Annotated in this window: 14 protein-coding genes and 1 tRNA gene; 7 read left to right on the top strand and 8 right to left on the bottom strand. The window is 74.5% G+C overall.

What is annotated here, in order from left to right; genetic code table 11:
- Positions 1-77: 77 nt before the first annotated feature.
- The 6 genes from ACIQ9E_RS12875 to ACIQ9E_RS12850 all read right to left on the bottom strand — a co-directional run bounded on the left by ACIQ9E_RS12875 (position 78) and on the right by ACIQ9E_RS12850 (position 7,233).
- Positions 78-1,262, bottom strand: a complete 1,185-nt coding sequence (locus ACIQ9E_RS12875) for a pyridoxal-phosphate dependent enzyme (protein ID WP_403706162.1) — start codon at positions 1,260-1,262, stop codon at positions 78-80.
- A 161-nt stretch (positions 1,263-1,423) separates the two neighbouring features.
- Positions 1,424-2,656, bottom strand: a complete 1,233-nt coding sequence (locus ACIQ9E_RS12870; protein ID WP_403706160.1) for a BTAD domain-containing putative transcriptional regulator — start codon at positions 2,654-2,656, stop codon at positions 1,424-1,426.
- 48 nt (positions 2,657-2,704) lie between these two features.
- Positions 2,705-3,730, bottom strand: coding sequence for a selenide, water dikinase SelD (gene selD, locus ACIQ9E_RS12865; RefSeq protein WP_403706158.1), 1,026 nt, complete (start codon positions 3,728-3,730; stop codon positions 2,705-2,707).
- On the bottom strand, positions 3,727-5,622 hold the full coding sequence (locus ACIQ9E_RS12860) for a SelB C-terminal domain-containing protein (RefSeq protein WP_403706156.1): 1,896 nt from the start codon (positions 5,620-5,622) through the stop codon (positions 3,727-3,729). Before ACIQ9E_RS12860 ends, selD begins: the two co-directional genes overlap by 4 nt.
- Positions 5,619-7,088 carry an L-seryl-tRNA(Sec) selenium transferase gene (selA, locus tag ACIQ9E_RS12855; protein WP_403706155.1) on the bottom strand — a complete coding sequence of 490 codons (1,470 nt, stop codon included), beginning with the start codon at positions 7,086-7,088 and terminating at the stop codon, positions 5,619-5,621. The genes ACIQ9E_RS12860 and selA overlap by 4 nt, the downstream gene beginning before the upstream one ends.
- A 52-nt stretch (positions 7,089-7,140) precedes the next feature.
- A tRNA-Sec gene (locus ACIQ9E_RS12850) sits at positions 7,141-7,233 on the bottom strand.
- Between the two features lie 469 nt (positions 7,234-7,702).
- Here ACIQ9E_RS12850 and ACIQ9E_RS12845 point away from each other — a divergent pair.
- The 6 genes from ACIQ9E_RS12845 to murF all read left to right on the top strand — a co-directional run bounded on the left by ACIQ9E_RS12845 (position 7,703) and on the right by murF (position 12,117).
- A complete protein-coding gene (locus ACIQ9E_RS12845) occupies positions 7,703-8,404 on the top strand; it encodes a hypothetical protein (RefSeq protein WP_403706153.1) in 702 nt (233 codons plus the stop codon).
- Positions 8,405-8,407: 3 nt separating this feature from the next.
- Positions 8,408-8,950, top strand: coding sequence for a hypothetical protein (locus ACIQ9E_RS12840; RefSeq protein WP_403706151.1), 543 nt, complete (start codon positions 8,408-8,410; stop codon positions 8,948-8,950).
- Positions 8,947-9,462 carry a hypothetical protein gene (locus ACIQ9E_RS12835; RefSeq protein ID WP_403706149.1) on the top strand — a complete coding sequence of 172 codons (516 nt, stop codon included), beginning with the start codon at positions 8,947-8,949 and terminating at the stop codon, positions 9,460-9,462. The genes ACIQ9E_RS12840 and ACIQ9E_RS12835 overlap by 4 nt, the downstream gene beginning before the upstream one ends.
- A 215-nt stretch (positions 9,463-9,677) precedes the next feature.
- Positions 9,678-9,884 carry a hypothetical protein gene (locus tag ACIQ9E_RS12830; protein WP_403706148.1) on the top strand — a complete coding sequence of 69 codons (207 nt, stop codon included), beginning with the start codon at positions 9,678-9,680 and terminating at the stop codon, positions 9,882-9,884.
- 54 nt (positions 9,885-9,938) lie between these two features.
- Positions 9,939-10,472 (top strand): hypothetical protein, encoded by a 534-nt coding sequence (locus ACIQ9E_RS12825; RefSeq protein ID WP_403706146.1) that lies wholly within the window; start codon positions 9,939-9,941, stop codon positions 10,470-10,472.
- Positions 10,473-10,731: 259 nt separating this feature from the next.
- Positions 10,732-12,117, top strand: a complete 1,386-nt coding sequence (murF, locus tag ACIQ9E_RS12820; protein WP_403706144.1) for a UDP-N-acetylmuramoyl-tripeptide--D-alanyl-D-alanine ligase — start codon at positions 10,732-10,734, stop codon at positions 12,115-12,117.
- Positions 12,118-12,133: 16 nt separating this feature from the next.
- On the opposite strand, the gene ACIQ9E_RS12815 is transcribed toward murF, so the two are convergent.
- On the bottom strand, positions 12,134-12,688 hold the full coding sequence (locus tag ACIQ9E_RS12815; protein ID WP_403706142.1) for a hypothetical protein: 555 nt from the start codon (positions 12,686-12,688) through the stop codon (positions 12,134-12,136).
- Positions 12,689-12,815: 127 nt separating this feature from the next.
- On the opposite strand from ACIQ9E_RS12815, the gene ACIQ9E_RS12810 reads away from it, so the two are divergent.
- Positions 12,816-14,111, top strand: a complete 1,296-nt coding sequence (locus ACIQ9E_RS12810) for an SGNH/GDSL hydrolase family protein (protein WP_403706140.1) — start codon at positions 12,816-12,818, stop codon at positions 14,109-14,111.
- Positions 14,112-14,130: 19 nt separating this feature from the next.
- On the opposite strand, the gene ACIQ9E_RS12805 is transcribed toward ACIQ9E_RS12810, so the two are convergent.
- Positions 14,131-14,706, bottom strand: a complete 576-nt coding sequence (locus tag ACIQ9E_RS12805; protein WP_403706138.1) for a hypothetical protein — start codon at positions 14,704-14,706, stop codon at positions 14,131-14,133.
- Position 14,707 lies beyond the last annotated feature (1 nt).

Below are 14,707 nucleotides of genomic sequence, written 5' to 3'. Positions count from 1 at the left end.
GGGTCGCCGGGGTGTCGGCCCGGGGGCGGGGGCGGCAGGGTCCGGTGCCGCGGTACGGGGGCGGGGCACGGGTCCCGTCATCGCGGGGCTGCCGCGATCACGCGCTCCATCACCGGGGCCGTCTTCAGCGCCGAGCCGGTGAGGACGACGACCGTGGTCTGTCCCGGTTCGATCACCCCCCGGCGGGCAAAACCGGTGACCGCAGCGGCCGCGGTGGCGCTGGTGGGCTCCGCGTACAGCCCCTTCCTCGCCAGCCCCCGGACGGCCTCCTCGATGCCCTGTTCCGGGACCGCGAGCAGCTCGCCGCCCGAGGCGCGGATGGCGCGCAGCACCTCCGGAAGGCGTACGGGGTGCCGGATCGCGGTGCCTTCGGCGATCGTCGGGGCGGTCTCGACCGGGACCTCGGTCTCCGCTCCGGCGCGGAAGGCCGCGTACAGCGGGGCGCAGTTGGCGGGCTGGGCCACCAGCAGGCGCGGCAGCCGGTCGATACGGCCCGCCGCCAGGAGTTCGCCGAAGCCGATGGCGCAGCCGAGGACGGTGCTGCCCGCGCCCGCGACGGTCACCACGTTGTCGGGGGCGCGGAAGCCGAGGTCCTCCCAGATCTCGTAGGCGAGGGTCTTGGTGCCCTGGAGGAAGAAGGGGTGCCAGTTGTGGCCCGCGTAGACCGCGCCGGCCGCGGCCCGGCGCAGCGCTTCGGCGGCGGTGGCCTCGCGGTCGCCGGGGATGCGTTCGATATCGGCGCCGTACGCCCGGGTCTGGAGGATCTTGGCGGGTGAGGTGTGTTCGGGGACGAGGATCCGGGCGCGGATGCCCGCGGCGGCGCAGTAGGCGGCGATCGACGAGCCGCCGTTGCCGGAGCTGTCCTCGATGATCTCGGTGATGCCGTGGTGGGCGAGGTAGGAGACCAGCAGGCTGGCGCCGCGGTCCTTGAAGCTGCCGGTGGGGTTGGCCCATTCGGCCTTGTAGAAGACCGGTACGCCTTCCCAGTCGCCGTCGAGCAGCGGGGTGCAGCCCTCCCCCAGGGTGACGGGGGCCAGGGGCAGCGGAAACGCGGCGCGGTAGCGCCAGAGGGAGCGGCGGGCGGTGTCCACGTCGACGGGGGCCGGGCCGGGCAGCGGGGTGACGGTCAGCGGGGCTCCGTCGTCGCCGCGCCAGCGGTGGGGGTCGGTCAGGGGGTAGCGGCGGCCGGAGCGTTCGTCGAGATAGGCGGGGGCGGGGCGGGCGGTCGTCGGGGCGGACGCAGCAGACGCAGCAGCAGACATGATCGACAGATTTTCCAGGACCGGACGCTCTGTCAAGGACGGCGGGGGTGCGGGGCGTGGGCGCTGTCCAGGGGTACGGACTCAGGGGTACGGGCGCGGAGGGGCCGTCGGTCGGCGGACGACGGCTCCCCGGGTCCCCGCCGCGGCGGGGCGGGCCTCCGTCAGCGGCCGATGACGCGGCCCCTGGCCTGCTTGAGGATCTCGCCGGGCGCGATGCCCAGGGACCGGTTCAGCCGGTTGCGCATGTGCTCGTAGACGTCGAGCGCCGCGACCCGCATGCCCGCCGCCGTCAGCGCCTCCATCAACAGCGCGTGCGAGGACTCGTTGAAGTGGTCCTCCTCGCAGGCGCGCCGGGCCGCCACGATCGCCTCGCGCGGTCTGCGGGCGTCCAGCGCCGCCCGCGCCAGGTCCTGGAGGTGACCTGTGTGTTCCAGCATCAGCGACTGCTGGGCCTGGTGGTCGACGCACTCGGGCGGTATGCCCTCCAGCAGTCTGCCGCGCCACAGGGAGTGGGCGTGCTGGAGGTGGCGCAGCCTGCGCTGCGGGTCGGCGAGTTGCCGGGCGCGTTCGGTGGCGTGGCGGAAGCGGGCGAGGTCGGTCGGCATATCGCCGCCGGTGAGGGCGTATCCCGAGGGCTGGGTGACCACGCCGAGGCCGCCGTCGGTGGCGTTCAGCAGCCAGGAGCGGAGCCGGTGGGCGCCGGTGTGCAGGCACTGCCGGGCCTGGGGTGCCGTGCGGTCGGGCCAGAGGCGGGTGGCGAAGGTGTCGGCGTTCACCGGGTGGGGGTGGGCCAGGGCCAGGCTGCCCAGCAGGGCCCGGACGACGGATCCGGAGGGTGCGGTGGGGCCGTCGGGGCCGAAGAGGACGACCGGGCCGAGGATGCCGACGCTGTGGACCGGCCCGGCCTCCGGTTCGTCGGCGGGGTCTTCGGCGGGGTCCGCCGGGCCGGGGCCTGCGGACCTGCTGTGGGCGGTGTGCCGTTCGTAGGCGGTGAGGGGCGCCGGCGGCTGATGGCGGGCGCCCGCCGGGTCGTGGCGGCCGGGCGGGGTGGGGACGGCGGACGGGTAGGGGGCCGAGGGCCCGTGCGGGACCGGCGGCTGGTGGGAGACGGACGGGCCGTGCGGGGTGGTGGGCAGGGTGTGGGGTACGGAGGGTGGGTGCGGGAGCGGCGGGCCGTAGGGGGCCCGCGGGCCGTACGAGGTCTTCGGATCGTTCTTGGGATCGTTCTTCGGATCGTAGGGGCCCCGCCGCGCGGGCCGCGGCTTCCCCTCCGCGCCCGCTCGTCCGCCCGCCACGGCCCGCTCCCCCGGCCGGGTCGGCGGCGCGTCGGTGCCGGCCGGCCAACCGTGGCTCTGGTCGAGGAGCCCCGGGTCGATGTCACCGGCTCTCTGCATGGTGGAACCCCGATTCGTCGATGGTCGGTGTCGCGTGGGTCCGTCGGTTCAGCGGAGCAGTACGGTGCTGCCCCCGAAGGGAAGGACCTCTCCGATGACCGGATGACCTGGCAGCTCTCCGGCCAGAAGCAGACCGCCCGAGGTCTGGGCGTCGGCCAGCAGGAGGGCCGTGGTCTCGTCGGCCGCGGAGAGGTCGGCGTGCGGCGCCACCCAGTCCAGATTCCGGCGGCTGCCGCCGCTGATGCTGCCCCGCGCCGCCGCGGTGCGGGCGGCGGCGAGGACCGGCACCCGGGCGGTGTCGATGGCGAGGGTCACCCCGGAGGCGCGGGCCACCCGGTGGGCGTGGCCGAGGAGTCCGAAACCGGTGACATCCGTTCCGGCCCGGATCCCGGCGGCGACGGCGGCGGCCGACGCGTCCCGGTTGAGGGTGGTCATCACCTCGACGGCCTCGGGGAACACCTCGCCGGTGGCCTTGTGGAGGGTGTTGAGGACACCGACGCCGAGGGGTTTGGTGAGGGTCAGGGGGGTGCCGGGGGCGGCCCGGTCCACGGTGATCAGCCGGGCGGGGTCGGCGGTGCCGGTCACGGCCATGCCGTAGAGGGGTTCGGCGGCGTCGACGCTGTGGCCGCCCGCGACGGCGCAGCCCGCGGACCTGGCGGCGTCCAGACCGCCGCGGAGCACCTCGCGGGCGAGGTCCATCGGCAGCGTCTCGCGCGGCCAGGCGAGGAGGTTGACCGCCATGACGGGCGTGCCGCCCATCGCGTACACGTCGGACATGGCGTTGGTGGCGGCGATCCGGCCCCAGGTGTAGGGGTCGTCGGCGACCGGGGTGAAGAAGTCGGCGGTGGAGATGACGGCCAGCGGGCCGTCGACGCGGACGGCGGCCGCGTCGTCGCCGTGCTCCGGCCCGACGAGGAGGGCGGAGGTGCCGGGCCGGCCGTCGGCGGACGGGGATCCGGGTACGGCGGGCGCGGCGTCGGTGAGGCCGTTGAGCAAGGTCTCCAGTTCGCCGGGCGGGATCTTGCAGGCGCAGCCGCCGCCCCGCCCGTACCGGGTCATCCGTAAGCCGGTCATGTGCTGTTCTCCCTTGTGAGGCGGGTGGGGCACAGGGTGCGCAGATCGTCGGGGCCGCGCCGGGTGACCCCGGTGTGGTCGAGATGCTCGATGAGTGGGAGGGCAATCCGGCGGGGTACGTTCCACCGGATCCGCGCCTCCGAGACGGTGAACGGATTTTCGGCCAGGGGTACGAGGGCGTCGGCCGCGCGCTCCGGGACTCCGGGGGCGACATGGACGGTTTCGGAGAGCCGGATCAGCCGCCCGGCCCGGACGGCGAGCGCCAGCTCGCGGCGGCCGATGCCGAGTCCGGCGAGTTCGGCGGGGGTCGGCGCGAGGAACTCGCCCCGGGCGAGGCCCGCTTCGAGCGCCGCCACCAGGGCGCGGGTGGCCGCCGGGAGGGCGTCGGTGCGGTCGGCGCGGACGATCCGGCCCTCGCGCAGGGCCCGTTCCGCGGGCAGCAGCGCGGCCAGCAGGGCCCGGTCGGGCAGTCCGAGGCGCCGGATCAGGCTGTGCGCGTCGACGGGTTCCCCGTCGGCGGTGGCCTCGGTCACGGCGCCGGTGATCCGGCGGCGTTCGGCGGCCGAAACCAGCCAGTCGCCCGCTACCGGGGCGGCCTCGGCGCAGTCGACACCGATCCGGCTCAGGGTGCCGGTGCGGACCAGGCCGCGGACCGCGGTCTCGTGTCCGAGGTCGGGTGTGCCGGGGTGGGCGGCGAGGGATTCGGCCCGCAGTCCGCCCGCGCGGCGCGGTCCGACGTACGGCGGTACGGGGTCGAGGACGAGCGCGCTGCCGACCACCCGGCGGTGTTGGGTGACCACCATCCGGTCGCCGATCCGCAGCGGCAGCGGGCGGCCGAGGACGAGCCGGGCGGTGCCCCGGCCGAAGCGGCGGACCTCGGCGGGTACGGCGGCGGAGCCGATGTGCACGGTCAACCGGGGCGAGGCGCCGCGCAGTACCGCACCGGCCAGGCGGACATCGGCGGTGCCGGTGAGGGTGAACGTCCCGGGTGTGCAGAGCGCCGTACCGCGCAGACCGCCGCGCGGCGCGTCGCCGCGCAGGCTGAGGGCCACCCGGGCGGGGCCGGTGGAGCGTCCGGTCGGGCAGCCCAGTTCTTCGAGTCCGCGGACGGTCAGGGACGGTCCTTCGGGGCCGGTGTGCAAGATGTCGCCCCGGGCGATGCTGCCCTCGGTCAGGGTGCCGGTGACGACGAGGCCGTGGCCGGGTCGGGCGAAGGCGCGGTCGGCCCAGAGCCGTACCGGCGCGTCGTTACGCGCTGCGGGCAGCCGGTTCCTCAAGGCGGCGACGGCGGTACGGAGTTCACCGAGGCCCTGTCCGGTGCGGGCGCTGACGGCGACCGCGGGCAGTTCGGCGAGCCCGGTCCCGGCGAGCGCGGTCCGGGCGCGGGCGAGCGCGGGCCCCGGGTCGGCGAGGTCGCAGCGGGTGACGACGAGCAGCCCTTCGCGGACCCCGAGGGCGTCGAGGGCGGTGGCGTGCTCCTGGGACTGGGGCATCCAGCCGCCGTCGGCCGCGACGGCGAAGAGGACGGCGGGGACGGGTCCGGCACCCGCGAGCATGGTGGCGAGAAAGCGTTCATGGCCGGGGACGTCGACGAAGGCGACGCGGTGGTCGGGGGCGGGCCTTCCGGGGGCGGGGCGGTCGGCGGGAGCCGGACCGCGGGCGCCACGGGCTTCGGTACCGTCCGGGCCCTCGGTACCGTCCGCGCCGTCCGGACCCTCCGCGCCGTATGGACCCTCCTCAGCGTCCGGGATCGTCGTCCAGACATAGCCCAGGTCGATACTGAGGCCCCGGCGCCGCTCCTCCTCCGTACGGTCCGGCTCCATTCCGGTCAGCGCGCGCAGCAGCGCCGACTTGCCGTGGTCGACGTGGCCCGCGGTCGCCAGGACCATCATCGGACGGCTCCCGTACCGCACTCCCCGCCGCCGGACCTGCGCTCCCATGCCCTGAGCACCGCACGGGCCACCACCTCGTCGTCCTCGTCGGGGACCGACCGCAGATCGAGCAGGAGACGGGACTTGTGGACACGGGCCAGGACGGGGACGGGGACGGCGGTGCGGAGGAGGGGCGCCAGGTCCGCGGGGAGCGCGACGGCCGCCGAAGGGAAGGTGACACCGGGCGCCCCGCCCCCGCCGACGACCGATTCGGAGGGTTCCGAGGCCGCGTCGACGCCCGCGGCGCGCAGCCGCCGGGTCAGCGAATCGGCGCGGGCGGTGAGTTCGGCCAGCGGCCGGGTCAGGGCGGTCTCCAGCGGGGAGGCCGGTCCGCGCAGGGTGGCCTCCAGGGCGGCCAGGGTCAGCTTTCCGGTGCGCAGGGCGCGGGCCAGCGGATGGCGGCGGAGGCGTTCGACGAGTCCGGCGTCGCCGAGCAGCAGTCCGGCCTGGGGGCCGCCGAGGAGTTTGTCGCCGCTCGCAGTGACCAGGGCGGCGCCCTGGGACAGGGCCGTACCGGCGTCCGGTTCATCGGGCAGCAGGGGGTGCGGGGCCAGCAGTCCGGAGCCGATGTCGACGACCAGGGGGCGGCCGAGCGCGGCGAGTCCGGCGATCGGCGGGGTGCTGACGAACCCGGTCATGGCGAAGTTGGAGGGGTGGACCTGGAGCAGGAACGCGGTGTCGTCACCGATGGCGCGGGCGTAGTCGTCGACCGTCGTTCGATTGGTCGTACCAACTTCTCGTAACCGTGCTCCCGTGCTCTCCAGCAGCTCCGGGAGGCGGAATCCATCGCCGATCTCGACGAGTTCGCCCCGGCTGACCACGATGTCCCGGCCGGTTCCGGCAAGGGCGGTGGCCACCAGGACGAGCGCCGCGGCGTTGTTGTTGACCACGTGGACGCCGCCCGCGGCGGGCACGGCGGCGCGCAGGGCGTCGAGCGCGCCCCGGCCGCGCGGCCCCCGGCGGTTCTGTTCGAGGTCCAGCTCCAGATCGGAGGTTCCGGCGAGATGGGCGACCGCGTCGACCGCGGCGCGGGACAGGGGCGTCCGGCCGAGGTTCGTGTGCACCAGCACACCCGTGGCGTTGACGACCCGGCGGTGCCGGGTGGGCGCGGGCGGCAGTCCGGCGACCACCTCGGCAACGGCGTCCGCGACGGTACGGAGGGGGTCGGAGGGACGGGTGGGGTTCACGGTTCCGGAGGACGTACCGCCGCCGGAGGACCCGGCCCCGGAACCGGATTCCGATCCCGACCCGGCCCCGGCGTCCGGCCCGGAATCCGCGATCCGCCCGGCCCGTAAGGAGCGCTGCACCCGGCGCGCCGCCTCCCGTGCCTCCGCCGGTCCGAGGGCCTCCGCCGCGTCCCGCAGCCGCGGATCGTCCATGATCTCCCGCACCGACGGTATCCGCCCGGGGGCGCCGGTCTTCCTCATCTCACTCCTGACGCTGTCCCGGGCAGAGGCGCCGGCGTGCTGACGAATGGGACGGAGGTGGACGGGAGTCGAACCCGCTGACGCGTAAGGGACAACGTCCACCGGTTTTGAAGACCGGGACCGGCACCGGCCGGCGGACACCTCCGGACAAGATCTTCCAAGCCGGGCTCTGCTCTGTCAACGAACGCAAACGCTAAAACCCGCACGTCAGGGGGGTGTAAGCGGACTGTCAGCCGGTGGCGAGAAGGCCGTTTGGCGGCGGCAAGCGGGGGGCGACCCGCTCCCCAGCGGCAGTACAGCGCCCCGGAAGCCGTGGCCCAGCGGCCTCACAGCACCACCGCAGCAACTCCACAGCACCACCGCAGCGCCTTCTCAGCACCGTCACAGGCGCCTCCCAGCCGCCCCGCAGCAGCCGCACAGCCGCCCCGCAGCGAACGGGCAGCGGCTGCGCAGAAGACCGTCAGAGAACGGACAGAAGCGGGACAGAAGGGCCTTCTACGGTTCTTCCGGGCGCACTTCCCACGGCCCTCAGGACCCTCATGGGCCCGTGGCGTGGTCCGCCCGGAACAGTCCGTACGTCCCGCTCCTGACGAACTTCGACGACTGGAGGTCTCATGCAGGCCACGTTGCAGACCGCGAAGGCACTGGCGCCCAACGGGCGCTGGGTGTCCTTCGCCTGCCGCGCCCGCTCCGTACAGGAGGACTGGTTCTGGCACTTCCGCCTCACCGGCCCGTCGCTCGGTGTGGGCATCAGTATCACCGACCGCGGCTACCCCGCCGGACTGATCGAGGTCCACAAGTCGCGGGTGGTCCAGGAAGTCACCTACGACGGCCGGCCGCTCCAGCTGCTGGCCAATGCCGACAGCAGCGGCTGGCAGGGCATATGGACCGGCCCGCACCACTGCCTGATCATGGAGTTCTCCGGCAACCGGGTCGACGCGGGTGCGGTCACCCAGGTCCTCGACCGGCTCGCCCTCACCGACACCAGGGCCGGTCTGGTCGTCAAGCCGCGCTCCCGCGATCTGCGGGCGTGGAGCATGTACGGGGTCAAGTTCACCTCCGGCGGCTCCGTGACGATCTACCCCGCCGACGACGCCACCCAGCTGGTGCCGGAGAGCGCGGGCAAGTCCGTGGAGAACGGCGAGGTCTGGGTCAAGACGATGGGCATCGCGGGGGTGACCCGGGGGCGGAAGTTCCTGCACTCCGGGCCCCAGGCGGTCTGCCTCGTCGACGACGACGCCTCGGCCGATATCGGGGTCTCCACCACCGACCAGGAGGAGCTGCTCCAGTCGCTCGACGTGCGCTGGGGAGCGTGAGGCGTGCAGAGCCTTCTGTGGGCCCTCCTGATCCTCGCCTGGGTCGCCGTGGTCTTTCTGACGTTCGGTTATGCCGGGCTGGTCGCCAAGGTGCGGGAGCTGGAGGTGAACGGCGGCGGATCCGGTTCCGCGGCCAACGACCGCTCGCGGCAGTGGCCCGATCTGGCCGCGCCCGACACCGCGCACCGCACGCTGGCCCTGGTGGTCTCCTCCACCTGCCCCACCTGCGAGGAGGTCGCACCGGCCTGGTCCGGGCTGCGGGGCGCCCTCACTGCTGCCGGGCACCGCACGGTCCTGGTCGACATCGACGGCTCGGGCACCTGGGACTCCATCGGCGCCGGTGAGATCGTCACCGGCCCGGGGCTGTCCTCGCCGCTGCTGCTGGCCTACCAGCCGGCCCTGCTGGTCCTCGACGCGGACGGTTCGCTGCTGTCGGCGGAGCCCGTGGGCTCCGTGGATTCGCTGACCGCGCTCACCGAGGAGTACTCCGGCGGCGCCACCCCGCCGTCCACCACCTCTTCCCTCACGACGGGAGTCGCATCATGAGCAGTGTCTTCCTTCAGTCCATCCCCGAAGTGACCACGACCCCCACCTCGGGCGATCTGCGCTCCACCGCGCCCGTGCCGTCCCCCGCCCCGGCGGTGAAGACCTCCGGCGGCTTCGGCCGCCGGACCTTCCTGCGGACCACGATGGCGGGCGCGGCAACCCTCGCGATCACCGGTCTCGGCTGGGTCGGCGGCACCCCGTCCTGGGCCTTCAGCCGCACCTCGCGCCACCCCGCGCACTGCATGAACGTCGACGTCCCCGGTGATACGCCGTGTTGGGGCCGCCAGTACATCAGCTCGGTGTACTGCGCCTCGGACGGCTACCACCGCACCGACACCGAAACCCACCAGTGGTACACCCGCAAGTACGGCTGGGAGGCCGCCTGCGGCGGCTACGCCGGCTGGTACTGGCGGATGGCGAACGGTTCGACCGTGCACTGCTGGGACGGCTACTTCGAGGACATCAAGCCCGGCCACTCGGCGCGCTTCACCACGAGCTGCAAGAGCGGCTGAGGTACCGCCCGGCCGGCCGCCGGGCGCTGCGGGGCACCCCGGCCGCCGTCGCTCCTCCCGCGCGACGGCGGCCGGCGGACCGCGGCGCCGGGCGGCCGGGAGACCGCACCGGTCTCCCGGACCCGTCCGGACCGGGCCCGCCTCGTCGAGCCCACGCGTATCCGAAGAGGCCCGAGAACATCTCCGCAGAGGCCCCAGAACACCCGAGGACACCTATGGCGCTCACCCATCCGCCGGACACCCGGCGCCCCAGCACCCCCGGAGTCTCCGCGCTCGTCGCCGGGGCGGTCGGCCTGTTCATGACGGCAGTCGCCGGCGCCGGGGCGGCCTGGGGCCCGGCCGCACTGAACGGGGTGCTCACCGCGGTCGCCGCCTGCGCGGTGGCCGTCCTGGCCGGCTATTCGCTCTCGGGATCCGTTTGAAGCCACAACTCAGCGGGTCTGCTGACCTCGTCGGTCTGGCGGGGAACGAGAAACGTGCAGTACTTCGTCCGGGGACTCTTCCTCGGCGGCTTCGCCACCGGGCTGCTTCTGCTGCTGCCCGCGGCACTGGTCCAGGCAGTGGCACCCGATGCAGTGCGCACCGGCGCGCTCACGGCGGCGGCGGTCGTCTTCCTCGGCATCGAGATCCGGCTCCTGCCGTTCCGTATGCCGCAGAACGCCCGGCTGGTGCCCAGTGACATCGTGGTCCGCACGGACGGCAGCGGTGCGCTCCAGTTCGGCTTCGAGATGGGGACCGGTCTGCGGACCTTCGTACCGTCCCATCTGCCGTACGTGGCGATCGCGGCGCTCCTGTTCGCGGGACCGTGGTGGGCGACCCCGCTCGGCGGGCTGGCCTTCGCGCTGGGGCGGGCGCTGATGGTGCGCTCGTCGGTCCGCTCGGGCGACGCGTCCGCGTGGGACGCGGCCTTCGTCGAGCGGCGGCGGCGGATCCTGTGGCTGCTGTGGGTGATCGCGGGCTGCGCGGGCACGGTGGCGGTGCTGATCCGGCACGGCAACCTGCCATGGTAGCCCGGACCGGATAATTCCGCCCCGGTCGGCGGGTCGGGCCGCGAGTCCGCCCGCCGCCCGGGCGGGCACCCACCGGCAGAGCGGGCGGGCACCCACCGGCGGGTCGGGCCCGGACGGAGAGACGCCAGGCCCCGGGGGAGTGACCCCGGGGCCGGGCTCCGCCGTGTACGGGCCCCCGGTGCCCCGCCTGTTGCAGACTGGGCCGGTGCGCCCGCCCCGGGCGGGCGCGGGAGTTCCGTCCCGTCCCCCGAGGAGAACAGTGATCCCTCTGACCCTGGCCGAGATCGCGGAGGCGACCGGCGGCACGCTTCACCGGATCGGCGATTCCGCGGTCCGAGTGACCGGCCCGCTGTCCTTCGACACCCGGGACATCGCGCCCGGCGGGCTCTTCGCCTGTCTGCGCGGCCGGTCGGCCGACGGACACGACTACGCGGACCGGGCGGTGGCCGATGGCGGCGCGGTCGCGGTGCTGGCGGCGCGCCCGGTCGACGCGCCCGCGGTCGTCGTCGACGACGTCCTCGACGCCATGGCCCGGATCGCGCGGCTGGTCGCCGCCCGCTACCCGGGGACGGTCGTCGGGATCACCGGCTCGGCGGGGAAGACGTCCACCAAGGACGTTCTGGAGACCGTCCTGGCCGCGCACGGTCCGACCGTCGCGAACGCCCGCAGCTTCAACAACGAGATCGGCTTCCCCGTGACGGTCTCCCGGGTCGGGCCCGACACCCGCTTCCTGGTATTGGAGATGGGCGCGCGCGGGAAGGGCCATATCGCCGAGCTGTGCGGGATCGTCCGCCCGCGGGTGGCGACCGTCCTCAATGTCGGCTCGGCGCATCTGGGCGAGTTCGGCAGCCGGGAGGCGATCGCGGACGCGAAGGCGGAGATCGTACGGGCGCTGCCGCCGGACGGTGTCGCGGTGCTCAACGGGGACGATCCGCTGGTGGCGGCCATGGCCGGGGAGACGGCGGCCCGGGTGCTGACATTCGGCACCGCACCGGAGTGCGCGGTACGGGCCGAGGACGTCCGGACCGAATCGGGGCATCCCGCCTTCACCCTGTCGTACGGGGCCGAGCGCGCCGGTGTCGTCCTGCACGGCATCCACGGCCGCCACCATGTCACCAACGCGCTGGCCGCGGCGGCGACGGCGCTCGCAGCGGGGGTGCCCTTCGGGACCGTCGCCGCCGGACTGCCCCGGGCCCGGATCTCCTCCGGCGGCCGGATGCAGGTCCTGGAGCGGGGCGACGAGGTGACCGTCGTCAACGACGCCTTCAACGCCTCCCCGGAGGCCGTGCTCGCCGCCCTCGACGCGCTCGCGGACATCGCGGGCCCGGCGCGCCGCAGGGTCGTCGTCCTCGGCGAGATGGCGGAACTCGGGCCCGACGCGGGCGACTGGCACGACGCGGTCGCCCGCAAGGTCGTCGCGACGGGCGTCCACCGCACGATCGGCGTCGGCGGCGAGCTGGCGGCCCGGATGGTGACGGCGATCCGCGCGGCGGGCCTGGACGCGTACCACGCCGAGGGCGTCCGCGGCCCGGCCCTCACCGACCGGGTCCACGGCGAACTGCGCCCCGGGGACGTGGTCCTGGTGAAGGGCGCGAACTCGCTGGGCCTGGAGGGCGTCGCCAACGATCTGGCCGGACGGGCGTAGACCGCACAGGCAGCCGTCAGCAGGCGGTGGCCGTACCGTCCAGCATCGCGTACGCGTCCACCTCGACCTGCTTCCGCGCGGGCAGGAAGACCACGGTCACCATCACGGGACCGTTCTCCAGCCGCTTTTCGAAGCAGAGGTCCGCGGGGTCGACGGGCACGTCGGGAAGGTCGGGATCGGCCTCGACCGGGCCGCGCTGCCAGCCGTCCCGCTCGGCGACGGCCCGGAAGCGGTCCGCGACGGCCTGTTTGTCGCCGGTCAGCCGATAGGTCCGGTACGCGGTGACCAGTTCGTCCCCGCTGTCGTCCAGACAGCCGGCCTCGCCGCCGGGGGCCTCGAACCCCCGGGCGGGCACGGCGCCGGGCGGGGGCGTGGTGAAGAAGGGCAGTGCGTCGATCTCCCGTTCCAGCGGGCCCGTCGTCGCGCAGTCGTCGACGACGTTGAGGAAGGCGCCGTCGACGGATTGGAGGATCCGGTCCTTCGCCGTGATCCCCAGGACGAGCAGCAGCGCGAAGGCAGCCGACAGCCCGGCCGTGATCACCTGCCACGGTCGGCTACCCCGTGCCCGCATGCCCCACCCCATTCGGTTGTCAGAAGCCGAAGCTCCACAGATTTAAACAGCCGTACGATTCCGAAGGAATTCTCGAACTGTCCCACGTTTACGGCTTGTTGAGCCGTCGGGAAGGCGGTACGGCACCATGCGCCCGGCACTCCGGCACATCTTCTCCCCCACCTCCGTCGCGTTGGTCGCCACCCTCGCGCTCGCCCTGGCCTCGGCCCCGGCGACGGCCGCACCGGCCCCGCAGGGCGGCTCCGAGTGGTCCGCTTCCTGGGGGGTTTCGCACAAGTACCCGGGCGCGCCCGCGGGGTGGCCGCCCAACTGGTCGTCCGACGGCTTCGCCGACGAGAGCGTCCGTCAGGTCCTGCGGGTCTCGTCGGCGGGCTCCCAGGTCCGGCTGCGGGTGTCGAACCGGTACGGCACCAGACCGCTCGTGGTCACCGCCGCCACGGTCGCCCGCAGCGGGGAGGGTGCGGCGGTCCGGCCCGGCACGGTACGGACGCTGCGGTTCCAGGGCGGGCGGGGGCTCACCGTACCGAAGGGGCGGGACGCCGTATCGGACGCGGTCGCCCTGCCCGTACGCCCTCTGGAGAAGCTCACGGTCACCCTGCACTTCGCACCCGGCGGCACCGGACCTGTCTCGTACCACCCCGAAGGGCTGACGACGAGCTACCGGGCCGCCGGCGACCGGACCCGCGATACATCCGGGCGGCCCTTCGGGGGCGAGTCCAGTTACGCCTACTACGTGATCTCCGGGGTCGAGGTCGCCGGGCCGCGGACAGAGGGCACGGTCGTCGCGTTCGGGGACTCCATCACCGACGGCGCGGGCTCCACCCCGGGCGCCGACAACCGCTACCCGGACCAGTTGGCGGAGCACCTGGTCGCCGCCCGGTCACGGCTCTCGGTGGTCAACGCCGGGATGAGCGGCAACACGCTCCTGTCGGACTCGCCCTGCTTCGGCGAGAAGGGTGTGAGCCGCTTCCGCCACGATGTGCTGGACCGGCCGGGCATCCGTACCGCCGTCGTCCTGATCGGCATCAACGACATCGGCGCGGGCGGCGGACCGGACTTCGGCTGCGGCTTGGCCCCCGAGGTCACCGCCCGGGACGTCATCGACGGCCACCGGACCCTGATCCGGATGGCGAAGGCCCGCGGGGTGCGGATCGTCGGCGCGACCATCACCCCCTTCAAGGGCGTCGAGTACGGCGGCTACTACTCGGAGGCCAAGAACGCGGTCCGCAAGGAGGTCAACCAGTGGATCCGCACCAGCGGCGCGTACGACGCGGTCGCGGATCTGGACCTGGCCCTCCGCGACCCGGCCGACCCGGACACCCTGCTCCCCGCCTACGATTCGGGCGACCGGATCCACCCGGGCGACGCGGGCATGGAAGCGATGGCCCGGACGGTCCTGCCGCAGGTGACCGGCGAGGAGTGACCCGGAAGGGCCGCCCGGCTCAGTCGTCCCCGTCGTCGCCGTCGTCCTCTTCGCGGTCTTCGCCCCACTCTCGGTCCCAGCCGCGGTCCCGGTCCCGGTCCCGGTCCTTGCCCCGGCCGCCGTCGCCCCGGCCCGGTGCGGCGTCGGGGCGGGTGGTCGGGCGGGGGGCGGCGGAAGGCGTGGGGCGGTCTGCCGGGCGGGGCGCGCTCCGCGGGGGCGCCGGGGCGGCCGCGGGGCGGGCCGGTGCCGGGGCGGGATCGGCGGCCGCCGCCGGGCCGCCGGTGGGAGGCCGGTGCGGACGGGGTGGTGCCGGGGGGTCGGTGCGCGGTGCGGCCGCGGGGGCGGGGGCGCCGGCGGGGGCCGGGGGCTCACCGAGGTCGAGATCGGCGGAGCCCGCGTTCCGGTCGTCGGCGCGGGCGCCGGTGCCGTCGTCCTGCGCGAGGAGCGCCGTGCTCGCCACGCCCGCGCTGAGGGTCAGCGCCACCCCCGTACCCAGCAGGGTCCGCCCGACCCGCGACAGCGGGGACAGCGGTGTCTCGTCGGTCAGCCATATGCCGTCGCCCGCACGGTGACGGCCCTTCGTCCTGCGCACCATG

It is taken from the genome of Streptomyces sp. NPDC094448 (assembly GCF_044763775.1).
In the GTDB taxonomy this organism is placed as follows: Bacteria; Actinomycetota; Actinomycetes; order Streptomycetales; family Streptomycetaceae; genus Streptomyces.
Note: the sequence above shows the minus strand (reverse complement) of the source record. Positions and strands in the feature narration are given on the sequence as shown.